Genomic DNA, 26,725 nt, shown 5'->3' with positions numbered 1-26,725 from the left:
CCGGCTTCTCCGGCGGAGGAGGACAGGAAGCAGAGCAGTGTCTTAACCTGCCCGTCTTGCAAGCGTTCTCCCGCTCCTTGCGCACTCGGCCTCCGGTGCGAACTTCGCCATCCCCAGGAGAGCGTTGTCCGAGAGGGAAACTCTTGTCCCGAGCCCGACTCTCCGTAAAGATTCCTCCGTGGCCCGATTCGTGGAGCTTCCCTTGACCGCCGGCGGTCCGAAGCTTCTGATCGGCCTCGTGCATCTGCGACCGCTGCCGGGAGCCCCGAGGTATGACGGCCGGTTCGATGCCGTGGTGGAGAGCGCTCTTGCGGATGCCTCTGCTTGGCGGGAGGGAGGAGCGGACGCACTCTGCATCGAGAACTACGGAGATGTCCCTTTCTGGAAGCAGGCCGTGCCCGCAGAAACGGTCGCCGGCATGGCGGCGGTCGGCAGCGAAATCCGCCGGATGACGTCGATGCCCCTGGGCTTCAATGTGCTGCGCAACGATCCTCGCGCGGCACTTGCGCTCTGCGTGGCTTGCGGCGGGAGCTTCTTGCGCGTCAATCTTCTTGCGAATGCGGCGGTCACCGACCAAGGGGTGTTGGAAGGGGAAGCGGCTTCCCTTCTTCGCGACAGATCTCGTTTTGCCGCGGGAGTCCGCATTCTGGCCGACCTCCGCGTCAAGCACGCGCTGCCTCTGGCCCCTCGCCCGCTGGAAGAGGAGGCGCTCGATCTGGTCGAGCGGGCTCTGGCCGATGGAGTCATCCTGACCGGACCAAGGACGGGAACCGAAGCCTCCCCCGAAGACATCGATCGCGTCCGGAGCGTTTTACCGCATACTCCGATCCTCGTGGGAAGCGGGATCACGGAGGACAACCTGATGCGCTATCTTGCTCCAAGCGATGGCGCCCTTGTCGGAAGCTCCGTGAAAACCCAAGGGATCGAGAGTGCGGTCGATCCGCAAAAGGCCCAACGGCTGGCGCGCATCCTGCATGCGGAATTCCCCCCGCACTGATTCGCGGAATCGGGTTAGCAGCCATTTCTCGCAAATTTCGTAGCCGAGGCGCCGCAAATGGGCTTGGATGCGAGGCGTGGCGCCGGTTTTCCACCGGAGCTGTATGACGACATACTGCAAGGATGGAAAACCAAGCGAGAACGAAGCAGACGAGCCCATTTTGCAAGCCGCAGGAGAAAGCTTGTGAGAAATGGCGGCTAAGATGAGGAATCGGTGGCTTGCTTGGCTCAAGGGGAACCGCTTCCCGAGCTGGCTCGCGATTCTCCCCGGCCTTCTCCTGGCGCTCCTCTGGATCTGGAAGTCCCTTCTCCTCTGGCCCTTCCGCCTGGAGCAGCGCATTCTGGTCGTCGTGAGCCAGTCCAACTCCTGGCAGGGGAGGCTTTCTTGCTGGGAACGGGTTCTCCCCGGAGGAGGATGGAAGCGGGACGGAGAGGTGATCCCCGTCCTCCTCGGCCGCAATGGAGTCGCCTGGGGCTCCGGCCTTCATCCGCCGCAGTCCGGTCTCCAGAAAGAGGAAGGCGATGGCCGGACTCCAGCGGGCTGCTTCCGGCTCGGTCTGATCCTGGGAATCGCCCCGTCCCTCCCGGCGGGCGCCAAATGGCGGCTCTATCACCAAAAGTCGCCGCAGGATGCCTGGATCGAGAATCCTGAACTGCCCCAGTATAACCATCTGGTGACCATCTCGAATGGGGCAGACCTTCCCGACTGGTTTGAGGGGGAACGACTCCACATCGAGGACCCGGTGCTCGAATGGATGGTCTTCGTGGAGCACAACTACCCCGTAAGCCACCCGGGAGGAGGCAGCGCCATTTTCCTCCATGGCCGATATGGGGAACGGGCAGCCACCTCCGGCTGCCTGGCTCTCGAAAAGAAGAACCTCCTGAGCCTGATCCAGTGGCTCGATCCCAGGGGCGATCCCGAGCTCGTCGTGCTGACCGAGAACGACTACCGCCGTCTCTGGCAATCTTGGGCGCTGCCTAGTCCCACAAGGATCGGGCTGGCGTCGTCTCCTTGAACCCGTCGAGTCTTCCAGCCTGCGGCAGAAAGCTTGTCGGAAATGGCCCCTAAGGCGTTCCGCCGAAGACGGCGAGCAGGATCGCGACGAGCACGATGTTGGCCATGGAGAGGGGAAGCAAGACTTTCCAGCCAAGCGTCATGACTTGATCGTAGCGAAATCGGGGAAGCGTCCAACGGATCCACATGAAGAAAAAGACCAGGAGGCAGACTTTGCCCAAGAAGACGAGCGCCTGGAGAAGAAAGGTTCCGAGGGAACCCGCCGTTGCCAGCCAGCCGAAAGGAAGGCTCCAACCTCCGAGAAAGAGGGTGACGAAAAGACCGCTGGCAGAGATGAGCGCCGCATATTCGCCCAGGAAGAACATGCCGAAACGCATGCCTCCATATTCGGTATTGAAGCCTCCCACGAGCTCCTGCTCGCTTTCCGGAAGATCGAAGGGAGCTCGATTGGTCTCCGCAAACAGGGTCACCAGGAAGATCACGGAGGAGAGCAGGAGCGAAGGCCAGAGGAAAAGGAGATGCCAGTCGAACTGTTTCCCGACAAAGGGCAGAAGAAACCAGCCGCGCTCGACCTGAAAATCAACGATCTGCGGTAGGCTCAACGCTCCGGAAATCAAGAAGATGGGCATGGCTGAGAATCCCATGGCGACTTCATAGGAGATCATCTGGGCGCTCGATCGGATGCCGCCGAGGAACGCGTACTTGGAGTTGGACGACCATCCCGCCAAGACGATTCCGTAGACCCCGAGAGAGGTCACCGCAAAGAGAAAAAGGGCACCGATTCCCACATTGGCGATCACCCCCGGTTGAGGGATCGCAACGGAGAGTCCAGGCAAGTGGATGGGATCCACTCCCGCGAAGGGGATGACGCAAATGGCCAAGAGGGCCGGAAGGAAGGAGAGAATCGGAGCCAGATTGTAGTAGAAGCCGCGTACGTTCCCGGGAACGAACTGCTCTTTGAGCATCAGCTTGAAGGCATCGGCCAGCGGCTGACCCAACCCCATCAGGCGCGCCTTCAGGAAGGGAAGCCCAACGCGGTTCGGCCCGATGCGATCTTGCATTGCCGCGCTCACCTTTCTCTCCGCCAAGACGGCGTAGGCGACCAGTCCGAGGAGGACTGCGACGACCAGAAGGATCTTGATGAGCGTACTGACAAGAAAAATAGTGAGTGCCGTGACCATGAATTTCGTCTCTCCTAGCGTGCCTCTGCCGGAAGCGATACCCCCTGATCCCCGAGGCCAGGCCAGGTCAAGCCCTGGAAGGCGGGAGTCGTCGCCGCCATCTTCGAGAAAACCTCCGGGCCGCTTTGGCCCAAGTCCTCTCCTCCCAAGGCGAGAATCAGCCCTCGAAGAATCCAGACGTCTTCCTTCGCGCGACCCGGTGCCGGGATCGCCTGATGGAGCCGCTGGACCTGTCCTGCACGATTGACCATCGACCCGCTCTTCTCTGCAAACGAAGCGCCCGGAAGCACCCAGTGCGCCTTTTCGCTGGTCTTATCCGCGAGGATCCCTTGCCAGACGAGAAGGGAGAGGCGCTCGAGCAGCTCCTCCGGCACTCCGGCGCTGACCGCGTCTTCGTGAAGGCAGAACAGAGCGCGTACCTTCCCTTCCTCGATTCTTTTCCGGAGCTCGGGAAGCTTCTCGCCACCGGCCCCGATTCCTAAGATACGGGAGCCCCGGCTGTTCGGATTGAGATCGTCGCTTCGGAGAAGGCCATCGGCTTCTCCCTTCCGAGGAACAACTTCGGTGAAGATCTCGGATTCTCCCTGCAGCAGATCCCGCAGACGCTGGACCAGAAAAAGCTCTTCGTTGGTCAGACGAGCGGAGACCAGAAGGGCGAGAGAGGGAGGCTCGAGCTTCCGCAAGGACTCTGCCACCTGCCCGAGGACGAGCGGCCATTCGCCGGGAAAGAGTCCGGCCTCTCCCCGCCTGGCAGGCTCGAGGACCCGATGTTTGCTATGAATGGGATGGAAGCCAAGGCGGCCCTGATCACACATCCAGTGCGAGTTGACCGCCTCGTTGACGCGGGGGGTCAATCGATGGACAAAACCCTCGCGGCTGCCGATGGTCACGTTGCAGCCGGTCGCGCAGTCGACGCAGATGCTCTTGGTCTCCTTAAGAAACCAGACACGCATCCGGAAACGGAAATCTTTGGTCGTCAGCGCACCGACCGGGCAGATGTCCGCCGTGTTGAGCGAATAGTTGCTCGCAAAGCGCTTGTCCGGATAAATCGACAGCCGGTTACGGCCTCCCCGTTGGGTAATGCCTAGGCAGTCGTCGTCCGCGATCTCCCGCGCAAAGCGAATGCATCGGGTGCAGAGGATGCACCGTTCGTCGTCGAGAAGAATGCGGGGCCCGATATCGACCCGCTTCGGCTTCTTGACCTTCTCCTCTCCGAATCGGCTCCGGCCTTTCCCGTAATCAAAGGCATGTTCCTGGAGCTTGCACTCTCCGGCTTGGTCGCAGATCGGGCAATCCAAGGGATGGTTGGCCAGCAGGAACTCCATGACCCCTTTCTGGCACGACTCGGCTAGTGGAGAGCCCGTCCGAATCCCTAGACCCTCGAAGGCGGTCGTCGCGCACGCAATCTGCGGCCTGGGCATCCACTGCAGTTCCGGCCGTCCCTCGGCGTCCAAAATCGGTTTCCGATCGGGACCACGCTTCGGTGTGCCCATCTCGAAGAGGCACATCCGGCAGTTGCCCGCGATCGAAAGCTTCGGATGATAGCAATAATGGGGAATCAGTTTGCCGAAGCGACGGGCCACCTCGATCACATTGAGACCAAGCGGCACTTCCACCCACGTTCCATCCAACTGGACATGGACCCGCGGGGAATCGGCAGAGGGTAAATCATGGTCGAAGGGATTTCGGATCAAGGCCATGGCTAGACTCGTAACGGTGCTGATTTAACAGGCGGGTTGCAGGCGCTCGTGCTCTTTGCGCTCTTGCGCCGCCTTGGCTTCGAACTCTTCCCGGAACTTGGCGACGAAGCTCTCCACCGGCCAGGAACAAGCCTCTCCAAACGCACAGATCGTTCGGCCGGCAATCTGGCCCGACAGATCGAGAAGCAGCTGAGGATCCTCCGGTCTCCCCTCCCCTTCGGCCATCCGGTCGAGGATCTTATGCATCCAGAGGGCTCCTTCCCGGCACGGCGTGCACTGGCCGCACGACTCGTGGGCGTAAAACGCCGAGAGGTTATTCAGGCATTCCACCATGTCCCGAGTCTCATCCATGACGATAATTCCACCCGAACCCGACATGGAGCCGGAGGCCGCGATCGTATCGAAGTCCAAGGGAAGATCCTCGAGCGTCATCTCGATCTCTTCCATGGTGCCCTCGGAGTTCGCCCGACGGATTCGATAGGTCTCCCCCGCGCGCAAGACCTTTGCCGACGATCCGCCGGGGATCACCGCCTTGAGCCGGTTTCCGTCGCGAATGCCTCCGCAGACCTCGTAGAGGAGTTTTCCGAGCGTGATTGCTCCTCCGTCGTATTCAAAATAGCCGGGACGGCGGACATCCCCACTCACACACCAGATTCGCGTACCCGTGTTGTTACGAGTGCCGATCTTCGCGTAAGCCTCGCCTCCCATCTCTACGATGTGCTTGACGTTGCACAAGGTCTCGACGTTGTTGACGATCGTCGGGCAGAGGTAGAGCCCCAACACGGCGGGGAAATAGGGCGGCTTGATGCGCGGATAGGCCCGCTTCCCCTCCAGCGATTCGATGAGCCCCGTCTCCTCCCCACAAATGTAAGCGCCCGCACCGCGGAAGACGAAAATATCCAAATCGTATCCGCTGCCAAGGATGTTTGCGCCCAAGAGGTTCTTGGCGCGCGCCTCGGCAAGGGCGCGTTCCAGGATCTGCGCCCCGCGGACCATCTCGCCCCGGATGTAGATGTAGGCGAGGTGTGCGTGATTCGCATAGGAAGAGATGATCATTCCTTCCAGAAGCTGATGGGGATCCTTGTAGATGATCTGGCGGTCTTTGAAGGTCCCCGGCTCGGACTCATCGGCGTTGCAGAGCAGATAGACCGGCTTCCGGTTCTTCGCATGGTCGATGAAGCCCCACTTCGTTCCGGTCGGAAAACCCGCTCCCCCCCTTCCCCGAAGCCCGGAAGCCTTGACCTCCGCCACGATCGCCGCCGGGTCCATTGAGAGAGCCTTGCGCAGCTGCTCATAACCCCCGTGCCGCAGATAGCAGTCGATGTCCGGGGTATAATCCGGCTCATCCGCGTAACGAAGAATGATCCGATGCTCCCCTGTCGGGCCTTTCGCTGATCCGATTTCGGCCATTTCAACCTTTCTGTACACCATCCGTTGCGCGGCTCGCTTGGCTCTTGGCCAGGATCCTCTCCACAGTATCGATCGTGGCCCGCTCGAACTCTTCTTCCTCCACCATCATCGCCGGGGCACTTCCGCAGGCGGCGAGGCACTCGACGAACTCCACCGAATAGGCCCCATCCGGGCTCACGTACATCCCGTGGCCGGCAGAGGAGGTTGCTCCGCACCTTTCCCGGATCCGAGCGAAGAGATCGTGACTACCGGCCAGAGCACAGGAAAGGGTACGACAGACCCTGAAATTGATTTTCCCCGCGGGCCGAACGCGAAGCATCGGATAAAAGGTCACGAGCTCCAGAAGATGGATCGGTTTGAGCGCCAGCTTCTCCGCAATCCATTCGACCGCTCTTTGGCTCACAAAACCAAACTCTTGCTGCCAGTGGTGAAGAAGCGGTAGAGCCGCACTCCGTCGAGAAACCGGATACTGCCGGATGATTTCGTCCGCCTTCCGCTCGAATTCGGCTCCCGGAGCCTCCGTCCCAGGAAGCAGGGGTTGTTCGGGTCCTACCATGCCAACTCGTCCTCCCGCATTATCGATCGCACTCGCCCATGACGAAATCGAGACTGCCCAGAATGGCCACCACATCCGCAATCAGATGTCCGGGAAGCAGTTTCGGCAAGACGCTCAAACTCATAAAGCTCGGCGCACGGATCTTCAGCCGGTAAGGCACCCCGCCTCCCTTGCTGAGGATATAAAACCCGAGCTCACCTTTCGGGTTTTCCGCGCCGAAGTAGACCTCTCCCGGTGGGGCGGTGATCCCTTCGGTCACGATCATGAAATGTTGAATCAACTCCTCCATCTTGGTGAGGACGGTCGCCTTCGCCGGATCGTAGCTCCGAATGTCGTCCACGCAGACCGGCCCGTCCGGGATCCGGGATAGCGCCTGCTGCAGGATCCGCCGGCTCTGGCGCATCTCCTCGATGCGGGCGACGAAGCGATCATAACAGTCGCCCGTGCTGCCGAGAACCATGTCAAAGTCATATTGTTCGTAGCCGAGGTAGGGCGTTTTCTTGCGCAGATCGAGTTCCACCCCGGAGGCGCGGAGGTTCGGGCCGCTCAGCCCGTAGTCGAGCGCATCGTCCGGTGGGATGACGCCGATCCCCTTCGTCCGGTCGACAAAAATACGGTTTCGGCAGAGCAGCTTGTCGAGCTCGTCAACCCGTGCGCCGAATTGATCCACAAAGGCCATCGCCCGATCCACCCAACCGGCGGGCAGATCCCGGGCGACACCACCGACCCGGGTATAGGTCGTGGTGAAACGGGCACCCGTCAACTCCTCGATCAGCGAGTAGATCTTTTCCCGTTCGGTAAAGATGTAGAGAAAGACCGAAATCGCCCCGCAATCCATGGCAAAGGCCCCGACCCCAAGAAGATGGGAGGAAATTCGAGCCAGCTCGCAACAGATGACCCGAATCGCCTGACAACGGGGCGGAACCGTCCAGCCCATCAACTTTTCCACGGCGCAGGCGTAGGCAACGTTGTTCGCCAGCGGAGCGAGGTAGTCGAGGCGGTCGGTGTAAGGGACGAACTGATTGTATTGCATGTTCTCGGCGATCTTTTCGTCGCCGCGATGCAGATACCCGATCACCGGATCCGCTTTCACCACGGTCTCTCCATCCAACTCGAGAAGGATCTGCAGCACGCCGTGCGTGCTCGGATGGGACGGCCCCAGATTGACAATCAGCCGTTCCCCGGCGGGGGCATCCGAAAGGTCTTCGGTGCGAAGCGGGATTCTCTGGTCCAGGAGTCCGGTGGGTGCCGTCATCGATTTTCCTCTTGCAGTGCGTCCGCCGGATGGGCATGAGGCTCTCGCCTCCCGCTCTCCTTGGCGGGTTGCGTCACATAGGGCCCGCCATCCATCGGAGCGGGACGGGAGAAAGCCTCCCCTCCGGCATCACTCGCCTTCCCTTCGAGCGGGAAGTCTTTGCGCAGCGGATAAAAGGGATATTCTTCCCACATCAGGATGCGGCGGAGATCGGGATGTCCGGCAAACCGGATTCCCATCATGTCGAAGGCCTCCCGCTCTTGCCAATTCGCCGTGGCAAACACTGCGGCGAGCGACGGGACGAGCGGCTCCTCTCCTTCCACCCGACCTTTTAGACGAAGGAGCATCCCGGAATCCGGAGAAAAAAAGTGATAGACCATTTCGAACCGGGCCTCTTCTCCCCAGTGATCAATCGCCGTGAGATCGACCAGCGTCCGATAGCCCATCTCCTTGAGCAGCTTGGCTGTCTCCTCCACGGCGGCAAGATCGATCCGCACGGTCGTCTCGCCGCGAAACTCGTCTACTCCTTGAAACCTCTCCCCCAGGCTCGCCCGAAGCCTCTCTACCGCTTCTGCATTCGTCATGATCTGGATTCCGAACCGTGTAACCCGCCCCACTTCGCTTGAGTCGTGCCGCAGCCTTCTTCAGGCGACCTGCTTCAGGCGACGCAGGGAGGGATCTCCCTCGATCTTGGCTTGGATCCGCAGGAGCCCGTCCAAAAACGCCTCCGGTCGCGGGGGACAACCGGAGATGTAGACATCGACGGGAAGGAGCCGGTCAATACCCTGGAGCACCGCATAGCTTCGATACATCCCCCCGCTCGAAGCACAGGCGCCCATGGCGATCACCCACTTAGGCTCCGGCATTTGATCGTAAATTCGTTTTACCGCATACGCCATCTTGTACGTTACCGTCCCTGCCACGACCATCAGATCCGCCTGCCGTGGAGAAAAACGCATCACCTCGGCTCCGAAGCGGGCGACATCGAAACGCGCGCAGGAGGCGGCCATGAGCTCGATCGCGCAGCAGGCCAAGCCCATCGGCATCGGCCAGATCGAGTTTTTCCGCATCCAATTGATGGCGGAATCCACGGTCGTCAGGACGACATCCCCCTCGACCTTGGAGTTGTAGCCCAGTTCTTGCGTCTGCCCCATACGCGTCAATCTAACGGGGACAGCCTCGGCAGCAAGCAAAAAGGTCCGCTTCGATCACTGCGCCTCTTTGATTTCGCAAAGGCCGTTTTGCTGCTAGAATTTGAAAGAGTCGATGTGTGCGAACCTGCTTTTCATCTGCACGGGTAATTATTACCGGAGCCGTTTTGCGGAAGTCGTCTTCAACTTTTACTCGTCTGCTCGGGATCTGCCATGGCGAGCCTCTTCCCGAGGTCTTGCCGTAGGTCCCGCTCCCTTTCCGATCTCTCCGTTTGCCCGCTCCCGCTTGCAAGAGCTCGGGATCCCGCTCCCCCTCACGATCCGATCGCCGCTCTGCCTCCGGGAAGCCGACCTGGCTCAAGCGACCCGCGCGATTGCGCTCCAGGAATGGGAACACCGACCGATGATCGTCCGCCTCTTCCCCCAGTGGCTGGACCGAATCAGTTTCTGGGATATCGACGATGTCGATCGACTGCCCGCCGCGGTTGCTCTCTCCAAGATCGAGAACCGCGTACATCTTTTGTTGGAAGAGCTTGCCGGAGACCAATCCGCAGAAACCCTGCGGAAAACGACCCTGGAGACGACGTGAGGCAACCGGCCCTACCTGCATGTCTCACAAAGTTCGTACCCGAGGCGCGGCGGATGGGCCTGGATGCAAGGCGGGCCGCAGGTTTTGCCCCGGAGCTGGTTGACGACATACTGCACGGAGGGAAAACCAAGGCCCAACGAAGCAGACAGGGTCCATTTCGCAAGCCGCAGGAGATCGCTTGTGAGACATGCAGGTTAACACCGAGCGGCTTGCCTGACACCAAGCAAACCTTTAGCTTGGGCCAGACAGCAACTTATCCGTGACTACCCTCGAAGACCTCGTCAACCCGGGAATTCTTTCCCTGACTCCTTATGAACCCGGCAAGCCGATCGACGAGCTTGCCCGCGAGCAAGGCTTTACGCCGGATCAGATCTGCAAGCTCGCCTCGAACGAAAATCCCCTCGGCCCCTCTCCCCTGGCCCTCCAGGCACTCCAAGAGGCCCTGCCGCACATCCACCTCTATCCGGACGGAGCCGGTCGGCTCCTCCGGGAAGCCATTGCACGACACCACGACCTCTCGGTGGAAAACGTCGTTCTGGGCAACGGGTCGAATGAGATCATCGAGTTCCTCTTCCACGTCTTCGTGCTGCCGAGAACTCACGAAGCGATCTGCTCCCGCCATGCTTTTGCCGTCTATCGGCTGATGGCCCAACTCTTTGACGCCCGTTGCCGCGAAACGCCCGATCCCGAGTTCCGCCACGACCTGACGGCCATGAGGAAGTCCATCGGCCCGAACACCCGGTTGATCTTTTTGACGAGCCCGAACAATCCGACGGGGACTCGCATTCCCAATCGGGAGCTCGAGGAGTTCGTTCGCGCCGCTCCGGCTCATGCCATCGTCGCCCTCGACGAGGCCTATATCGATTTTCTCGACGATCCGCCCCCGAGCGTCTCATGGGTGCGGGAAGGGAAAAATGTCGTGCTGCTGCGCACTTTCTCCAAGATGCAGGGTTTGGCGGGCCTCCGCATCGGCTATGCCCTCGCACCCGCCCCCATCGCTTCCTTGCTGCAGCGCGCTCGCCAGCCCTTCAACACGAACTCGCTGGCGCAAGCCGCGGCCGTCGCCGCGCTGAAAGACCATGAGCATAGGGAAAAGACACGACAAATCGTGCGGGCAGGGCGTATTCGTCTGGAGGAATCCTTCGCGCGCCAGGGTCTCGCGTTTGTCCCTTCCTCCGCCAACTTCGTCATGGTACGGGTCGGCGACGGGGATGCCCTCTTTCACAGCCTGCTTCGTCATGGATGGATCATCCGTCCGTTGAGGAGCTACGGGCTGGCCGAGTGGGTGCGGATCAGCATCGGCACCCCGGAGCAGGTGACACGTTTTCTGGAGATCTTTCCGACCGCCCTGCGGGAGACCGCGGCAGCTCCGGATTCGACGGGTCGATGAACCACCCCTTTCCGCTTTCGCGTCTATCCATCCTCGGTGCCGGCCTGATCGGCGGCTCGGTAGCCCTTGCGGCGCGGCGGCTCGCCCTCTGCCGAGAGCTCGTGCTCTACAGTCGAGAGCCGGAAAAAGAAACAGTGAGGGCGGCGGGAATCGCGGACCTCGTAACGGATGACCCCGCCGACGCGGTCCGAAAGGCGGAGCTTGTCGTCGTGGCGCTGCCCATCGCAGCCATGGGCGCGATCCTTCACGCCATTCGGGGCGCTTTGGAGCCCAAAGCCATCGTGACCGACACGGCCAGCGTCAAGCTTCCGGCGATGCAACTTCTGCAGGAGAACCTGGAAGGACGGGCGCGCTGGGTGGGCAGCCATCCGATGAGCGGAGGGGAGCGTTCGGGCTTCGCCTTTGCCCGATCCAACCTCTTCGAGGGCGCAGTCGCGATTCTCACTCCTCCCGAAACGGCAGACCGCGAGGCGCTCGCCCTAGTCGAAGCGTTCTGGCTCGCCTTAGGGTGCCGCGTCGTCCATCTCCCGGCCTCCGAACACGACCGCCGGGTTGCCGCAGTGAGCCACCTGCCCCACCTGTTGGCGGCAGCCCTAGTCTGCTCGATGGACAGCGAGGCTTTAGAGGTAGCAGGACCGGGTTTTCGCGATGTGACGCGTATCGCCGCCGCATCGCCCGAGATGTGGAACGAAATCCTTCTGGCGAATCGCGAGAACGTCCTGCTCGCTCTCCGTTCCTTCCTGGCTCGCCTCGAGGAAGCAAGCGAGAGTCTCCGAGACGGCACCTCCTCCGCCGTGAAAAACCTTTTACGGGAGGCCTCGCAACGGAGGCTCTCCTTCGATCAGCGTCCCTCATGAACCGTCCCGCCGCTCCTTCGGATGCACCCACGGGCACGATGCCTCGTTCCCTCCCCGGCTTCCTGGCGCTCCGTTACCTGCGTCCCAGGAGAAGCTTTGTTTCCGTCATCACTCTCCTTTCGCTGCTTGGCGTCACCCTAGGGGTGCTTGTGCTGGTTGTGGTTTTGGCGGTGATGGCGGGCTTCGAACGAGAGCTGCAAGATAAGATCATTGGGTTCAACGCCCACCTCGTCGTTTCCAACGGCGAGGTGCTCCACCATCCCGATCAGGAGGTCTCCCGACTGCTCAAAGAGCCGGGGGTCAAGGGCGCGGCGCCCTTCGTCAGCGGCCCTGTGCTCGCCGAGTATGCAGATCGGATCACGACCCCGATCCTTCGCGGGATCGATCCTCAGGCCGAACTCGGTGTGATTCCGTTGCGCCGTTATCTTGTGGCCGGCAAGTACAACCTCCAGGCGGATACCGTCCTCGTGGGAGATGAGTGGGCCAAACGCAATGGAGCAACCGTGGGAGACAAGGTCGTGATCTATGCCCCTCGCCATCTTCAGGCGCTGCGGGACTCCGCCCACTCCGGAAAACAGTCGATTCCCCTTCCGACGGAGCTGGAGATTTCCGGAATCTTTCGGACGGGCCTCTTCGAATATGACTCCACCTTTTTTCTGACCTCTCTCCAGAATGCCCAGTATCTCTACGGCCTCGGTCATGGCGTTCATGGGATCGCCCTGCGCGTCCAGAACCCGATGGCCGCCGATCGCCTCAAGGCCCGGCTCAATACCTCCTTCCCCCCGCCCATGGAAGCGATTACCTGGATGGATCAGAACCGACCCTTGTTCACGGCTATCGCCGTCGAGAAGGTGACCATGGCGGTGATCCTCTTCTTTATCATTCTGGTCGCCGCTTTCGGCCTGTGCAGCACCCTCATCACGATCACCGCCCAGAAGCGACGGGAGATCGGACTGCTCAAAGCTCTCGGAGCAACGGACGGCCAGGTGCTCGGGATCTTTATCTTTCACGGGCTGATCGTCGGGCTCTTGGGCACGGCAGCCGGCTTGATTCTCGCCGCGCTCGCCCTGCGCTATTTGAACGTGCTGCGCGAACTCATCGGACGGACGCTGGGAATCGATCTCTTTTCGGCGGACGTCTACCACTTTGCCACGATTCCGGTGGTCATCGATCCGCCACAGATCGCCGGGATCGCCGTCAGTGCGGTCCTCCTCTGCATCTGCGCGGCATGGATTCCCGCGTGGAATGCGGCCAGGCTGCTGCCGGCGAACGCCTTGCGCTATGAATGAGACCGAATCCCGCGAGAAGACGGAACGCGCTGCTGTCCTCGCGACGGAAACCCTCCAGAAGAGCTTTCGCGCAGGATCCGCGACCGTTCCGGTGCTGACCGGGGTGAGCATGATCTTCCGCGAAGGGCTCTGCTACACCATTCAGGGGGTCTCCGGATCGGGGAAGACGACGCTGCTCCATCTCCTCGCGGGACTCGAAGATCCGGATTCCGGGCAGGTTCTCTACCGGCATCAGGATATCTCCCGCTTCTCCCGTAAGCGGCTTGCCGCATGGCGAGGACGGGCAATCGGCCTGGTTTTCCAAGCCTACCATCTCCTGCCCGAACTCACGGCTTTGGAAAACGTGAATCTTCCAGCCATGCTCTTCGGACAGCGGGATGCAAAACCAGGATGGGAACTTTTGAAAGCCGTCGGCATGATCCATCGATCGCACCATCGCCCCTCGGAGCTTTCGGGGGGTGAGCAGCAGCGCGTGGCTATCGCACGCGCGCTCCGGAACGATCCGGAAATCCTGATCGCAGACGAGCCGACAGGAAACTTGGACGAGGAAACCGGCATGGAGGTCATTGATCTCCTCTTGGGTCTCCAGAAGAGCCGAGGCAAGACCTTGATTCTGGCAACACACGATCCACGGTTGGCGCAGAGAGGAGATCGGCAGTTGGTCTTGAGCGGAGGAAAGCTCGAGACCCTCGAGCGTTCCTCCGTCGTCTTGTCCTCGGTGCCCGGATCTCCGAAAGCCTCCTCGGAGTCGCGGCTCGAGCCGGAATCCAAGCCATCCTCCTAGCCTGCATGTCTCACAAGCGTTCTCCTGCGGCTTGCGCAATGGACCTGTCTGCTTCGTTGGGTCTTGGTTTTTCCTCCGTGCAGTATGTCGTCATACAGCTCCGGGGAAAAACCTGCGCCCCGCCTTGCATCCAGGCCCAGTCGCCGCCCCTCGGATACGAACTTTGTGAGACATGCAGGCTAATCGTGTGAGAATCAGAGCTTGCTTCCCTGGGCTGGATCGGGAAAGAAGCTTTCGCGCCCCGTTGGGCGCGAGACGGAACGTGGGGCGAGGAATGTCGATGAAGGAACAACGAGAGAAAAAGATTTTTTTGGATGGCCAATTCGTCAACGAAGCCGACGCCAAGGTGTCCGTATTTGATCACGGCCTGCTTTACGGAGATGGGGTTTTCGAGGGGATTCGAGCCTACGGCGGCCGCGTCTTCCGCCTCGAAGAACACCTGGAGCGCCTCTTCGATTCGGCCAAGGCGATTCGCCTGACCATTCCGCTGAGTCTTGAAGAACTCACGAACGCCGTCTTGGAGTGCTGCCGGACCAATTCCCTCTGGGATGGTTATATTCGCCTCGTGGTCACCCGCGGCAAGGGCGATCTCGGGTTAAACCCGGCCTCCTGTCCCAAGCCGACTCTTTTCATCATCGCGGACGCCATTCGCCTCTATCCCCCCTCCGTCTACGAACGGGGGCTCCGGCTTCATACCGCAGCGGTCAGGCGGGTCTCCTCCGAAGCCCTGGAGCCGGCAATCAAATCTCTCAATTACCTCAACAACATTTTGGCCAAGATGGAAGCGAGTGCCTCCGGCTCCGATGAGTCGCTCCTTCTCAACGAGCAGGGTTGCGTGGCGGAATGCACCGGTGACAATATCTTTGTCTTCAAGCATGGGGAGCTCGCGACCCCTCCCGTTTCGGCTGGTGTGCTTCCGGGCATCACGCGACGGGAGATTCTCCGGCTTGCACGGGAAGAGGGAATCCCTGCGGTCGAGCGGAATATGACCCGGTACGACCTCTTCGTCGCGGATGAGGTATTCCTAACCGGCACGGCGGCGGAAATCGTCCCCGTGGTCGAGATCGACGGAAGAACGGTGGCTACGGGAAAGCCGGGTTCTCTAACGCAAAAGCTCTTGCTGCGCTTTCGTGCATTGACCCGAAGCACCGGCCCGCTTATTTATAGTTCAGGGAGGCCTGCGGAGACCGAGGCCGCGCAGCAGCAATGAAGTGCCACTTCTGCGAAGAACCGGCAACCGTGCATCTGACGCAGATCGTCGGAGGCAAGGTTCAGAAAGTGCATCTTTGCGAAAACTGTGCCAAGGAAAAGGGCGTGTCCGATCCCTCCGTCTTTTCGCTCGCTGACTTGCTCTTGGGCGACTCACGGGACGAAACACAGCTTCTCTCCAAAAATGAGCCAACGTGTCCTCAGTGCGGCTTTACGCAATCGGATTTCAAAAAGACCGGGCGACTCGGCTGTCCTCACTGCTACGAAGTGTTTTCGGAAATCGTCGATTCCATGCTTCGCGATATGCACAAGGGTGTTCTTCATAAGGGCAAGATGCCTGCCAAGTTTTTGCGCCACCAATTTTACCAGAGGCGATTGGAAGATTTGCAGGAGAGCCTGCGAAAAGCAGTCACGGAGGAGCGTTACGAGGAAGCCGCGCTGCTTCGCGACGAGATCTCCCAACTTGAAACCCAGCTAAACGGCTGACACGGCGCAAGCCAACGCCTGTTCTACAAACAGAGAGACAATCATCTTCATGAAAATCGCCATCGGATCGGACCACGCCGGCTTTGCCTACAAGGAAAAGATCAAGGGGTTCCTGAAGAGCCTCGGCCACGAGGTGATCGACTGCGGCACGGGATCACCCGAGCCCGTCGATTATCCCGACTACGTTCGCCCGCCGGCCGTGCTCGTTGCGGAGGGGAAAGCGGATCGCGGGATCGTTCTGGGAGGTTCGGGAAACGGAGAGGCCATGGTCGCCAACAAAGTCCGGGGCGTCCGCTGCGCCTACTGTTTCAACGAGGAGTCGGTTCGCCTCGGCCGCGCGCACAACGATGCCAATGTCATTTCGATCGGGGAGCGCCTCATTCCGGAGGAGACCGCCCTCAAGATCGTTCGGATCTTCCTCGACACTCCCTTCGAAGGCGGGCGCCACATCCCGCGCATTCGCAAGATGATGGCCGGCGAGCTTGTGTAGGCCCCGCTAGGCCCAGCTCTTCCCGCCGGGCCGGTCCGCTGGGAGGTCCTGGTTTGCTTTGGGACTGGTCAGGCCCTATTCTGTCACTACTTTTCGCGGCCGGGCGGAACCTGGCGCTGGGCAATCGGGCAAACCATGGAAGAAACGACCGCTGGCATCGACTCCCGGAAATCGACCCCGTCCGCGGAACTGGTGCCGGTTTTTCCCCCGTCCAACGAATTTTCGGCCCGGGCGCACATTGGAAGCTTGGAGGAGTACCGCCGGCTCTATCGGGAGTCGCTCGACTCTCCCGTAACGTTTTGGGGGCGGATGTCTGCCGAGCTCGACTGGGCGGAGCCCTGGCAGCAGCTTTTGAGTTGGGACCTGCCGCATGCACGCTGGTTTGTGGGCGGAAAGCTCAATGCCAGCTACAACTGCCTCGATCGTCATCTGGCCGGACCCCGGTGCAACAAGGCAGCCATCGTCTGGGAAGGAGAGCCCGGAGAAGTACGTACCCTCACCTACCGGCAGCTCCACTGGGAAGTCTGTCGCTGGGCCAACCTGCTCTCCCGAAGCGGAGTGGGCTCCGGAGACCGGGTCGTGATCTATCTGCCGCTGATTCCGGAAGCGGTGATCGCCATGCTCGCCTGCGCGCGCCTTGGCGCGGTGCATAGTGTCGTCTTTGGCGGCTTCAGCGGGAAGTCGATTCGAGATCGGATCCTCGATTGCGGAGCGAAGATCGTCATCACCGCCGATGGTGGCTACCGGAGGGGGAAGATCGTTCCGCTCAAGAAGCGGGTCGACGACGCCTTGAAGGATGTCCCAATGGTGAAACGGGTCCTGGTCGTCCGAAGGACGGCGGAGCCCGTTCCGATGCTGGCGGGCCGCGATCGCTGGATCGAAGAAGAGCTCAAAGAGGTCGACGCCCGCTCGGAAGCGAAGCCCGTGGACAGCGAGCATCCTCTCTACATCCTCTACACCAGCGGAACGACCGGAAAGCCGAAGGGGATCCTTCACACGACCGGCGGCTATCTGCTGGGTTGTGCGCTGACCACCAAATACCTCTTCGATCTCAAAGAAGAGGATCTCTTCTGGTGCACGGCCGATGTCGGTTGGGTGACGGGTCATAGCTACGTGGTCTACGGCCCCCTGGCTCTCGGGGCTTCGGTCTTCCTCTACGAAGGCTCGCCCGATTTTCCCCAGCCGGATCGCTTCTGGCGCATGATCGAGCGCCACCGAATCAACATCCTTTACACCGCTCCGACCGCCATCCGAGCCTTCATGCGTATGGGCGAAGGTTGGGTAAAACCCTGGGATCTCTCCTCGCTCCGCCTTCTGGGCTCGGTCGGCGAGCCGATCAACCCGGAGGCTTGGCTCTGGTATCATCAGAAGATTGGGCGAGGGCGCTGCCCGATCGTCGATACATGGTGGCAAACCGAAACGGGATCGGCGATGATCGCTCCCTTTCCCGGAGCGACCCCCGGCAAGCCGGGTTCGGCAACCCTTCCCTTCTTCGGCGTCGATCCCGCAGTCGTTGATGATCAGGGGAATCCCGTTCCTTCCGGCACCCACGGGAGGTTGGTGATTCGCCGCCCCTGGCCCTCGATGCTCCGGGACATTTACGGCAGCCCGGAGGCGCTTCGAAGCACCTATTGGAGTCAGATTCCCGGCGTCTATCTCACCGGAGACGGCGCCCGCCAGGACGAAGACGGTTATTTCTGGATCACGGGCCGGACCGACGACGTTCTCAATATCGCCGGGCATCGCATCGGCACCGCCGAGATCGAGAGCGCACTGGTGAGCCATCCCAGCGTCGCGGAAGCGGCGGTGGTCGGCGAGCCCGATTCGGAAAAAGGCGAGGCGCTCGTCGCTTTTGTCACCCTCCGGCAGGGAGAAGCAGCGTCGGAGGAGCTCAAAAACGAACTACGTCTTCATGTGGCAGAGGAGATCGGCGCCATCGCACGCCCCAAGGAGATTCTCTTCACCGCTACCCTGCCGAAGACCCGCAGCGGCAAGATCCTCCGACGCCTTCTCAAGGAACTGGTTCGTAACGGTCAAATCGAGGGCGACACGACGACCCTGGAAGATCCCGCTGCCGTCACCGCCCTTTCCAAAGAAGTCGGACAAGCTGCCGATTAATGCAGGTTAAGTTTTCTTTGCGCGAAGCAGGGTCCTTTTGTCACCGAAAGTTCACGGAACTGTCACAAAAATGTAACAGAGAAACCGCTTGCCCGACCTCCGTCCGGCTTCGGTAATCTCCTTTCCGGTAAGCGGTCCACAATCTCTGCCGCAACGGTCGCGGGTGCTCCGTGCGGGCAGGGGGAAGGCCGATGGCAACCAGGGAGGGAGTCATGCGCGCGGTCGTTTTTCCGGAGCGGAAGGAGGGGGAGTTTTCCGAGAGATCGAATCTCCAGCCGATGATCCAGCCGGCAAAGGGGGAGGGCACCTCCAGGGCAATCCGGCCGCCCAGCGGCAGGGGTGCGCCCGGGAGACCCATCGAGGCCGGCCTGCCCGCCTTTGCCGTGGCCCTCTCCCTTTTGGCCCTCTTCTCCCTCTCCGTCCTCTCGTGGTGGAAGGAGCAGAAGCAGCCGGCGCCTCCGGCTGCCGCTCCCCGGACCGACTGGGCCGGGCCGATCCTTGCCCCCCTCCGGGCGCTCCAACCGCAAGACGCCGAATCCTGCTTCGTGGCCTACTACCGGGAGCTCGCCCAAGAACGCAACCGGTGGATTGATTCCTTTGTCCTCCAAAGGGCGCAGATCGAGGAGCAGAAGGGCAAGAGTCGGTTGCATCGATAAATCGCCCGATCCCAAAACCTCCCGGGGAGCAAGCCGGCCATGAGATCGCAGGGCCTTTGGACTTTTTGGCTCTTGCTTTGGGTGACCTTCCTCCTGGCTCCCGAGGGGAGCCTGAAGAGCTACGGGCAGGTTTCGATCGCGCCTCCCGCCGAGGGTGCCGACGCTTCCCAAAGTCCGTCCCCGGAATCCGACTCTTCCGGCGGAGCCGGGCTCGTCAATACCGCGGTCATGCCGGATGGAGCCTCCACACCAGCTCCCACGGCCCCGACCGATGCGGCCGCGCCCGCCGCAGCCGATTCCGGCGGAGCCGCCAGTGGGGCAGCCCAGGATGGATCAACCGCTCCCCCAGCAGGCAATGGCTGCTGTCCTCCGCTTCCGAATTCGGTCTTCCCGGCCGCTGCCGCTCAACTCTCGACGGCGCAGGCGGCTGAGGGCACCGCTGCGGCAGGAGCTGCGGTAGGCGCAAACATGGGCGCAGCGGCTGCGGCTGCCGCCGCGGCGACCGCTCTCCAAAGCTCTCGGCGAGGTCCGGGACTGACCCCCGTTCCTGCCAGCCGCCAGTTCCCACCTTCTCAACCAAACCCGATCACGGTTGCCGATCAGCGCAATTGGGCGGCCATCGACAAGGCAGGCGTCCAGATCATTACCATTGGGGAACATCATTTCGATCCCGCAATGATGGATGCAGAAGCGAAGTTCCTCCAATCGGCCTACGCTCATGGGTTCCGAAACCTGATCCTCGAGTATCCCACCGCCAAGCAGAAAGAGCTCGATGCGTTTCTCAAGAATCCCAGCTACCAGAATATGGCCGAAGTGGACCTTGGGTTCGGCCCAGACAGTCCGACTCAACAACAACACAGCAAGGACGTAAAGATCATGGCGGCAGCGTTTCAAACCATAGACTCACAAACCCCCAGGATGCTGAAAGCGACCGCGATAGCGAGCGGCAACAGTCCAGCGCTAGTCGATGCTCTCCAAGGACGCATGCAAATGTTTTACCTCTGGCGCCACGCCCACAACACGGGATACCAGGTAATCGCAGGGGACCTCGACCGGAATGCCGGACTCGACCAGAATGGAAACCTGATTGTGAATTCCCCTAGCCGGCAAATCACTCCAAAGGAATCGATGGACTTTTTGAAGTCCCCAGACGGAATGAGGGAGCGAAACGAGAGCATTGCCGCTATCGCGGCCAACGTGACCCGGCCGAACGCCCGAACCATCTCGATCGGGGGAGCCTATCACACGGGATTCCGCCCCAATGAGCGGATGTCGACAACGAGCAAGCCGAACGCAACCTATCCGGGGCTCAACTATATCTGGGAGAACATTTACCACATACCTTCGGTTGCCATTGTACAGAGTGGAATCAGCCGCCAAGGCTATTTGGCTGAACTGGGCTCGGGCTATTTTTCGAAACCGGTGAAGCTCGCGCAATTCAACCAGCAAGCAGCCGCGAACATTGCGCTCGATCCGAGTCGCGCACCCTACGACCCCTTGTCGGGAAAACCGATCCACCACTCTCTTTCCGACGCGGTCAATCGCAGGCAAAGCTCGGTGCCGCAAGGTCCATAGCAAGACAAGGAGAAAAATCCATGAACACCATTTTTGGTCACCAATGCCTTGGCGGAGTTCTTTCCCTCTGGTTGACTGCCGCCGTGGCCCTGGCCCAGGACAAGCCCTCGCTCCCCCTTTCTCCCGAGGCCCAAGCCCTGATCCAAAGGCTTGCCACCCTCCGGATGCCCGAAACCCTTTCGTTCCTCCAGACGGCCGACCCGAAGCTCCTTGCCGAAACCGTTCGGACTCCCGAAGGACACTGGGCAATGGATCTGGCCTACCGCTGGTCGACTCCGCACACCGATAGGCATACCAGAGAGGGGAAATTCGTCGTCCGAACCGAGGTTCTCATACTGGAGCGGAAGCTAGCTACGCTTCCCATTCCGATCCTCGACTCGCTCTTGAGGCTCAGAGGAACCCTTTCGCCTCCGCAATTTTCCGACCTCCCTGACGAAGAACGGGAACAGATTCTCGACACCCAGGACGCCGTGTGGGACGCCTGGTGGCTGGCGCATCTGACTCCGGAGCAGCGGGAGGCTACTTATGAGCTTCAGGATTTGGAGTACGCGCAAGCGATTCGTGGCAACCGGCTGCCCGAAAGCCAATACGCCGAGGAGAATGCCAGGGTAGTCAGGGAATATTACGAGCTCTTCACCCGCTGGGGGCCGGAGAAGTTCCATCAGGTCCTGGAAGACAGATGGTCGGCAAAGGAATTCCTCCAGGCTTTACGAAACATTTGGGCGTCAGAAGGTGGTGAACTTTTGCCGGTTTCCGGAAAACTTCCCTGGAAGCTTTCCGCGATGCCAAGCTGGTTTTGGGAAGAGATCGCCGAATTTGCCAAAGGGCCCAATCTCAACTACGCCATTGCCATTTTCCCTCCAGTCCAGCCGATCGCTATCGCCGGTTCCCAGCAAAGTCAGGTGCTCCGTGCGCTCAACGATATTGCCCGGGCCCTGCACGATCGGAAAATGATCGATGCCGTCTACACGCTTAGCGGGCGGATCTACGCTGCGGCGGGCTTCCCGGGAAATTCGGGTAATTGAAGGGGGGTCGGGCAATGACGCTCCCGCTGCCGTGTGAAGCGCGCGAGAGGATGAACGCACTGCTCCGCGGGCGCTTTGGGAGCCTACGGCTTTTCACGGGATTTTCACCCCTTGTTCACATCTTATTCGCAACCTCGCCCTACGCTGGTTGCGCAAGCAACTCCGATATCGAAACGGCCCTCAACATGGTGGGGAAGTTTGGCTAGCCCGCGGATGCGCGCTGCTCTCTGGCTCTTGCCGCCCGCTCCGGCCTTCTTCGCATGCGGTTCGGAGTGCAGATGCCCCGGCGGGAAGCCCGAATGAAATCGCTCATCCGGCGCACTTCTCCGCTCGGCCAGCGCCTTTCCATCTCCTCCAGGGCCTGCGAGACGTTGCGTCCGCTTTCGTAGAGGATGCCGTAGGCGGCCTCGATCTGCCGACGGGTCGCTTCGGAAAATCCTGCTCTGCGCAAGCCGACCCGGTTGACGCCGGCGACCTCGTTTTCGTCGACGGCCATCAGAAAGGGTGGAATATCCATGCCGATCCGGATCCCGCCCCGCACCATCGCCAACTCTCCGATGCGTACATGCTGATGGAAGACCGAAGCACCCCCCAAAAAGGCGCGATCTCCAACCTGGACATAACCGGCCAGCAACACGTGGTTGACGATGATCGTCCGGTTCCCCACAAGGCAGTTGTGCCCGACGTGACACCCTACCATCAGGTAGTTGCCGTCTCCGATCCGCGTCTCGCTCTCCGGCTTGGCCCCCCGATGGATGGTGACTTGCTCCCGGATCACGTTCCCCTCTCCGATCACCACGCGGGAAGGGGCTCCATTCCAGGATAGATCCTGCGGTTCGGCTCCAATGATCGCCCCGTAACCGATCTGGTTTCCCGGTCCGATCTGTGTTCCCGCGGCAATCACCGCATGAGCCCGAATCTCGCAGCGATCTCCGACAATCGCCTCCGCCTCGATCATCGCTCCGGGCCCTACCCGCACCTCCCGTCCGAGTTCGGCTTTGGGGCTAACCATCGCTGTCGAATGAATCATCCTTTCCCTCGTTCCCGAAAGCTGTAATAGAGCAGATCTCCCTTGCGCGATCCCCCGAGAATCACGTGGTCGACCACCTCGATCCCAAGGATTTCCCCGGCCCGCTTCATTTCGCGGCTGATGGTTATGTCCTCCGCCGACGGCGTGGGGTCTCCGGAAGGATGGTTGTGGGCAAAAAGGACCGAATGGGCTTTGTGCGCGATCGCGGCGCGGAAAGCCTCACGGGGATGATAAAGGCTCTCATTGAGAGTCCCTCGGGTAATTTCCTCGACCGCAAGAACCCGTCCTTTCGCATCCAGCAGGACCGCCAACAACATCTCGACCGGCGACAGACGCATCCTCGGTCCCAGGAACTCGACCGCATCCTTCGGAGACGCGATCTGCTTTCCCAGGAGATCTTCTTGAGCCGAGCGGATACCTAACGTGAAGGCGGCTACGAGGCGCGCGGCTTTGGTTGGTCCGACGCCCTTGCACTGGGCAAGCTCAGCCACCGAAGCCCTCCCCAATGCTTGCAGGCTGCCGAACATCGTGATGAGCTCCTCTCCCAGCCCGACGGCTGAAAGGCCGCTCCTACCGATTCCGAGAAGAATCGCCAGCAGCTCCGAATCCTTCAGCCCATTCGGGCCGTTCGCCGCCATCCTCTCCAGCGGTCGTTCCGCCGGAAGCATCTCGCGAATCCGCCGAGCCACGCTCGGGGAGGATAAAGGGAGCAAGAGACGCTTGCAAGAAAGCGGGAATCCAAGCGTGCACGTAGATCCCGTCGGGGCGGTAGCGAACCTCTACGGGCTCGCCCTCGCGATGGAGACGCGCCAGCAGATCGCCGCGCTCGACCGGCAAGCGCAAGCGAAAAAGGAGCGCCCTCCCCCGCGACCAGCTTCCGATCCGCGACAGAAGCTCCTCGATCCCGGACCCATCCCAGGCCGAAATTCCGATGCTTCCCGGATACCGCTGCAACAGCCGATGAAGCAGCGCGGGACCATGCAAACGATCGATCTTGTTCCACACGAGGAGTGAAGGCTTGCCAAGCACGTCGAGTTCCTCCAAGACCCGCCGCACGTCCGCAATCCGTTCCTCCACCTTCGGATCGGAAACGTCCACCAGATGAATGAGAAGGTCGGCCTCCTTTACCTCTTCCAACGTGGCTCGGAAGGAATCGATCAGGTCGTGCGGCAGCTTTCGGATAAAGCCGACCGTGTCGGCCAAAAACGCCCGCTGCTTTCCCCCTAGTTGCAAAAGCCGGATCGTCGGGTCGAGCGTGGCGAAGAGCTTGTCCTCCACCAATACTTCGGACTGGGTCAGGCGATTGAACAGGGTCGATTTCCCGGAATTGGTGTATCCGACCAAGCAGAGGGTCGGCCACGAACATCGGTGTCTTCCTTCCCGCTGCACCGCCCGGGAGCGTCGGACAGCCTCCAGATCGCGGTGTAAACGCGCGATCCGCTGCTGGACTCGTCGCCTGTCGACCTCCAACTGGGTTTCTCCGGGACCCCGGGTGCCGATGCCCCCCGTTTGCCGTGAAAGGTGGCTCCAAAGCCTGGTGAGCCTCGGGAGCAAGTAGAGAAGTTGAGCAAGCTCGATTTGAATCTTGCCCTCCCGGGTCTTGGCTCGCTGCGCAAAAATGTCGAGAATCAGCTGCGTCCGATCCAAGACCTTCCGAGAAAAGACGTTCGATAAATTGCGGCTTTGGGCCGGAGTCAACTCGTCGTCGAAAATGACCGAGTGGATCCCGCCTTCCTGGCACCGCTCGGAGAGCTCCTCCGCCTTGCCGCGCCCGATATAGAATGGCGCAGTCGGTGTCTGAAGCCGTTGAACGGCATGAGAGGCGACCGCCGCTCCCGCGCTCCGGGCGAGTTCGCCCAGTTCCTCGAGCGACTCTGTGACTCCCGGCTCCTGCTGGTTCGGCAGCTCGATCCCGACAAGGAGCGCTTTCTCTGCGGGATGGCCTAGAGTTCTCATCCAGCAAGAGTAACGATCTTGCCAAGGGAGGGATGATTCGTACTAGAGAACTCGGGGAAGAGGACCATGCTCTTCAAATATCACATGTTGACTGACCGTAGCCTCTTTCCGAAACCAAGTCAACTGCTTCCGTGCGTACCGGAAGGTGTCCCGAGCAATCGTTTCCTCGAGTGTCGTCCGGCTCCCTCCCTGAACCAGGAATTGCGCGATCGAGGCATAACCGATGGCCGGGCAGCGGGAAAGGGTTGCCGCCCCCCCCTCGCGCAGACGGTCCGCCACCTCCTCGATCCACCCGGAGGCCAGCATTTTACGGACCCGCGCGGCGATCCGCTCGCGCAACGCTGCAAGCGGCCGCTCCACCCAAAGCGTGCGATGGCGCGCCAGCAAGGGTCGTGTCGTCTCTTTCTGCCAATCCAAGAGAGAGATGCCCGTCGTTTCCTTGACCTCGATCGCTCGAATCAGGCGCCTGGGGTTGCACAGGTCGATGCGGGCGGCCGCTCCCGGATCGATCGCCTGAAGCCGCCCCCCAAGCTCGGCGGTGGAGAGCGCCTCCAGTTCCTGTCGAAGAAGGGCATTTCCCGGAGGCGCCTGGCAGAGACCTTGCACCATGCTGCGGTAGTAGAGGCCGGTCCCTCCCACCACAATGATCGGGCGCCCCTGGCTCGTGCAGGCTTTCAAGAAAGCATGGGCGTGTTCCCGATATTGCGCGACGGAAAAGGGCTCGCGCCAATCCACGAGATCCACCCCTCCATAGGAAAAGCGAACCCGCTCCTCCCGGGAGGGTTTTGCCGTCCCTCGATCGAGTCCCCGGTAGACCTGCATCGAATCCATGGAGAGGATCCACGCCGCAGACCTCTCAGCGACCGCATGCGCCAGATCCGTTTTTCCCACACCCGTCGAGCCGACGATAAAAAGCGGCTCGCCGGGCTCGACCCGGGCGATCCAGCCTCCTATCTCTTGACCATGCACTTGCTCGCTCTCGCCCTGCTGGGCCTGGTTGCCGGTTTTGCCAGCGGCTGCTTCGGAATCGGCGGAGGCTCGATCCTCGTCCCGATCCTGATCCTCTCCTTTGCGGTACCCTATCATACCGCGGTCGGAACTTCGCTCGCCCTCATCCTGCCGATCGCCCTGGCAGGCAGCCTCACAAATTTTACCCTCAAGCAGATCGACTGGAACCTCTTTGCGGTGATCGCCCTCTCCGGGGCGGCGGGCGCCGCCCTCGGCTCCCTCTTCATTCAAGCGATCCCGGCGGTCTACGCCAAACGGGCTTTCGCGGTTTTTCTTCTCTACGCCGCTTACCGGCTTTGGCGCTGACCGACGACAGATGGTCGGAGTCCCCTCCCTACCGATACCAAGCCCGCCACTCGATGCGAAGGCGCGAGGCCGAGGTGAGATGAGGAGCTCCATTGTGAATGCGCCACCAGACTTCCCTCCCGCGCATCCGATAACCCGGCGGGAAGACGCGAAAGATCCGGAGAAAAAACTCCTCGTAGGAATAAGCCGGAATTGCGGGATTCCGTCCAAAGGCGGGGAACGCCCGGTAGTCCGCGTACATCGGGCCGAGATCGACGGCTACCTGCAACTCTTCGAGAGGCGGACGGAAACCGGTAAAACCCCAGGTATCCTCGAAAACGTCGATCTTCGCCGCCGGATCGGCCGGAAGGACCTGCTCGACATACTCGTAGGAGATCCTCACCTTCTCGCCGGAAGAGGCAGAAACGGTGAAGTAGTCGTCCGATCCCAGCTTTCGGGAGGGAATGGGCCGGTGATTGCGCCAGACGCGAAATGCCATGGTCGGATATTGCGGAACCTCGGCGTGGCTCATCGTGAAGGATTGATCGGGGCCCCAGTTGTACAGCTGAAGAGAGACTAGGCACCGTACCGCAGGCCGCCACGGATCGTCACCGGATTGAACTTCCCGAAGGAAGACGGTATAGGATTGAAGCGCCCAAACCAACTGAACCCACCTGCCCTGAGCGGGCGCCGTTCGTCCTCCGCACCATAGGA

Annotated in this window: 27 protein-coding genes; 15 read left to right on the top strand and 12 right to left on the bottom strand. The window is 61.0% G+C overall.

Annotation, left to right across the window (positions count from 1 at the left end):
* The first annotated feature begins 178 nt into the window (after nt 1-178).
* Together MAMT_RS02205 and MAMT_RS02200 are read left to right on the top strand one after the other, a co-directional pair.
* A complete protein-coding gene (locus MAMT_RS02205) occupies nt 179-997 on the top strand; it encodes a BtpA/SgcQ family protein (RefSeq protein WP_142659311.1) in 819 nt (272 codons plus the stop codon).
* Nucleotides 998-1,199: 202 nt separating this feature from the next.
* The gene (locus MAMT_RS02200) at nt 1,200-2,012 is read left to right on the top strand and encodes a L,D-transpeptidase family protein (RefSeq protein ID WP_246186476.1); all 813 of its coding nucleotides are present in this window, start codon (nt 1,200-1,202) and stop codon (nt 2,010-2,012) included.
* Between the two features lie 49 nt (nt 2,013-2,061).
* On the opposite strand, the gene MAMT_RS02195 is transcribed toward MAMT_RS02200, so the two are convergent.
* From MAMT_RS02195 to nuoB, 7 genes are read right to left on the bottom strand one after another with little or no spacing between them, the layout of a single operon-like run.
* Nucleotides 2,062-3,192, bottom strand: a complete 1,131-nt coding sequence (locus MAMT_RS02195) for a complex I subunit 1/NuoH family protein (RefSeq protein WP_142659309.1) — start codon at nt 3,190-3,192, stop codon at nt 2,062-2,064.
* 14 nt (nt 3,193-3,206) lie between these two features.
* On the bottom strand, nt 3,207-4,892 hold the full coding sequence (locus MAMT_RS02190) for an NADH-quinone oxidoreductase subunit G (protein WP_142659308.1): 1,686 nt from the start codon (nt 4,890-4,892) through the stop codon (nt 3,207-3,209).
* Nucleotides 4,893-4,916: 24 nt separating this feature from the next.
* Nucleotides 4,917-6,302, bottom strand: coding sequence for an NADH-quinone oxidoreductase subunit NuoF (gene nuoF / locus MAMT_RS02185; RefSeq protein ID WP_142659307.1), 1,386 nt, complete (start codon nt 6,300-6,302; stop codon nt 4,917-4,919).
* A 1-nt stretch (nt 6,303) separates the two neighbouring features.
* Nucleotides 6,304-6,858, bottom strand: a complete 555-nt coding sequence (locus MAMT_RS02180; RefSeq protein ID WP_142659306.1) for an NADH-quinone oxidoreductase subunit NuoE family protein — start codon at nt 6,856-6,858, stop codon at nt 6,304-6,306.
* 19 nt (nt 6,859-6,877) lie between these two features.
* A complete protein-coding gene (gene nuoD, locus MAMT_RS02175) occupies nt 6,878-8,113 on the bottom strand; it encodes an NADH dehydrogenase (quinone) subunit D (protein ID WP_142659305.1) in 1,236 nt (411 codons plus the stop codon).
* Entirely contained in the window at nt 8,110-8,697 is a 588-nt protein-coding gene (locus MAMT_RS02170; RefSeq protein WP_142659304.1) for an NADH-quinone oxidoreductase subunit C, read from the bottom strand. The genes nuoD and MAMT_RS02170 overlap by 4 nt, the downstream gene beginning before the upstream one ends.
* A gap of 60 nt (nt 8,698-8,757) precedes the next feature.
* The gene (gene nuoB / locus MAMT_RS02165) at nt 8,758-9,267 is read right to left on the bottom strand and encodes an NADH-quinone oxidoreductase subunit NuoB (RefSeq protein ID WP_142659303.1); all 510 of its coding nucleotides are present in this window, start codon (nt 9,265-9,267) and stop codon (nt 8,758-8,760) included.
* 112 nt (nt 9,268-9,379) lie between these two features.
* Here nuoB and MAMT_RS02160 point away from each other — a divergent pair, with 112 nt between their 5' ends.
* The 12 genes from MAMT_RS02160 (at nt 9,380) to MAMT_RS02105 (ending at nt 21,732) form a co-directional block, all read left to right on the top strand.
* Nucleotides 9,380-9,853: an arsenate-mycothiol transferase ArsC gene (locus MAMT_RS02160; RefSeq protein WP_142659302.1), complete on the top strand. Its 474-nt coding sequence runs from the start codon at nt 9,380-9,382 to the stop codon at nt 9,851-9,853.
* A gap of 259 nt (nt 9,854-10,112) precedes the next feature.
* Nucleotides 10,113-11,243 carry a histidinol-phosphate transaminase gene (gene hisC, locus MAMT_RS02155; RefSeq protein ID WP_142659301.1) on the top strand — a complete coding sequence of 377 codons (1,131 nt, stop codon included), beginning with the start codon at nt 10,113-10,115 and terminating at the stop codon, nt 11,241-11,243.
* Nucleotides 11,240-12,100: a prephenate dehydrogenase gene (locus MAMT_RS02150; protein WP_178086861.1), complete on the top strand. Its 861-nt coding sequence runs from the start codon at nt 11,240-11,242 to the stop codon at nt 12,098-12,100. Before hisC ends, MAMT_RS02150 begins: the two co-directional genes overlap by 4 nt.
* A 38-nt stretch (nt 12,101-12,138) precedes the next feature.
* Nucleotides 12,139-13,389, top strand: a complete 1,251-nt coding sequence (locus tag MAMT_RS02145; RefSeq protein WP_142659299.1) for an FtsX-like permease family protein — start codon at nt 12,139-12,141, stop codon at nt 13,387-13,389.
* Nucleotides 13,382-14,173, top strand: a complete 792-nt coding sequence (locus MAMT_RS02140; RefSeq protein ID WP_142659298.1) for an ABC transporter ATP-binding protein — start codon at nt 13,382-13,384, stop codon at nt 14,171-14,173. Before MAMT_RS02145 ends, MAMT_RS02140 begins: the two co-directional genes overlap by 8 nt.
* A 280-nt stretch (nt 14,174-14,453) precedes the next feature.
* Nucleotides 14,454-15,383 carry a branched-chain-amino-acid transaminase gene (gene ilvE / locus MAMT_RS02135; RefSeq protein ID WP_142659297.1) on the top strand — a complete coding sequence of 310 codons (930 nt, stop codon included), beginning with the start codon at nt 14,454-14,456 and terminating at the stop codon, nt 15,381-15,383.
* Nucleotides 15,384-15,412: 29 nt separating this feature from the next.
* On the top strand, nt 15,413-15,868 hold the full coding sequence (locus MAMT_RS02130) for a UvrB/UvrC motif-containing protein (RefSeq protein ID WP_342799818.1): 456 nt from the start codon (nt 15,413-15,415) through the stop codon (nt 15,866-15,868).
* 49 nt (nt 15,869-15,917) lie between these two features.
* Complete coding sequence (gene rpiB / locus MAMT_RS02125; protein ID WP_142659295.1) at nt 15,918-16,358, top strand: ribose 5-phosphate isomerase B; 441 nt, start codon at nt 15,918-15,920, stop codon at nt 16,356-16,358.
* Between the two features lie 135 nt (nt 16,359-16,493).
* Nucleotides 16,494-18,476, top strand: a complete 1,983-nt coding sequence (gene acs / locus MAMT_RS02120) for an acetate--CoA ligase (protein ID WP_178086860.1) — start codon at nt 16,494-16,496, stop codon at nt 18,474-18,476.
* A 191-nt stretch (nt 18,477-18,667) separates the two neighbouring features.
* Nucleotides 18,668-19,132 carry a hypothetical protein gene (locus MAMT_RS02115; protein ID WP_142659294.1) on the top strand — a complete coding sequence of 155 codons (465 nt, stop codon included), beginning with the start codon at nt 18,668-18,670 and terminating at the stop codon, nt 19,130-19,132.
* A 39-nt stretch (nt 19,133-19,171) separates the two neighbouring features.
* Nucleotides 19,172-20,707 carry a hypothetical protein gene (locus MAMT_RS02110; RefSeq protein WP_142659293.1) on the top strand — a complete coding sequence of 512 codons (1,536 nt, stop codon included), beginning with the start codon at nt 19,172-19,174 and terminating at the stop codon, nt 20,705-20,707.
* Nucleotides 20,708-20,727: 20 nt separating this feature from the next.
* Nucleotides 20,728-21,732: a hypothetical protein gene (locus MAMT_RS02105; RefSeq protein WP_142659292.1), complete on the top strand. Its 1,005-nt coding sequence runs from the start codon at nt 20,728-20,730 to the stop codon at nt 21,730-21,732.
* 202 nt (nt 21,733-21,934) lie between these two features.
* Here MAMT_RS02105 and lpxA read toward each other — a convergent pair whose 3' ends face one another.
* From lpxA to miaA, 4 genes are read right to left on the bottom strand one after another with little or no spacing between them, the layout of a single operon-like run.
* Nucleotides 21,935-22,762 carry an acyl-ACP--UDP-N-acetylglucosamine O-acyltransferase gene (gene lpxA / locus MAMT_RS02100; protein WP_142659291.1) on the bottom strand — a complete coding sequence of 276 codons (828 nt, stop codon included), beginning with the start codon at nt 22,760-22,762 and terminating at the stop codon, nt 21,935-21,937.
* Nucleotides 22,759-23,400 (bottom strand): RadC family protein, encoded by a 642-nt coding sequence (gene radC, locus MAMT_RS02095; protein WP_178086859.1) that lies wholly within the window; start codon nt 23,398-23,400, stop codon nt 22,759-22,761. The genes lpxA and radC overlap by 4 nt, the downstream gene beginning before the upstream one ends.
* Nucleotides 23,333-24,718, bottom strand: coding sequence for a GTPase HflX (hflX, locus tag MAMT_RS02090; protein ID WP_142659289.1), 1,386 nt, complete (start codon nt 24,716-24,718; stop codon nt 23,333-23,335). Before hflX ends, radC begins: the two co-directional genes overlap by 68 nt.
* 42 nt (nt 24,719-24,760) lie before the next feature.
* Nucleotides 24,761-25,687, bottom strand: coding sequence for a tRNA (adenosine(37)-N6)-dimethylallyltransferase MiaA (gene miaA, locus MAMT_RS02085; RefSeq protein ID WP_178086858.1), 927 nt, complete (start codon nt 25,685-25,687; stop codon nt 24,761-24,763).
* On the opposite strand from miaA, the gene MAMT_RS11260 reads away from it, so the two are divergent.
* Entirely contained in the window at nt 25,682-26,032 is a 351-nt protein-coding gene (locus MAMT_RS11260) for a sulfite exporter TauE/SafE family protein (RefSeq protein ID WP_178086857.1), read from the top strand. The two genes, miaA and MAMT_RS11260, sit on opposite strands and share 6 nt — an antisense overlap.
* 28 nt (nt 26,033-26,060) lie before the next feature.
* Here the strand turns inward: MAMT_RS11260 and MAMT_RS02080 are convergent, their stop codons facing one another.
* Nucleotides 26,061-26,543, bottom strand: coding sequence for a hypothetical protein (locus MAMT_RS02080; RefSeq protein ID WP_142659287.1), 483 nt, complete (start codon nt 26,541-26,543; stop codon nt 26,061-26,063).
* Nucleotides 26,544-26,725 lie beyond the last annotated feature (182 nt).

It is taken from the genome of Methylacidimicrobium tartarophylax (assembly GCF_902143375.2).
GTDB classification, from domain to species: Bacteria; Verrucomicrobiota; Verrucomicrobiia; order Methylacidiphilales; family Methylacidiphilaceae; genus Methylacidimicrobium; species Methylacidimicrobium tartarophylax.
Note: the sequence above shows the minus strand (reverse complement) of the source record. Positions and strands in the feature narration are given on the sequence as shown.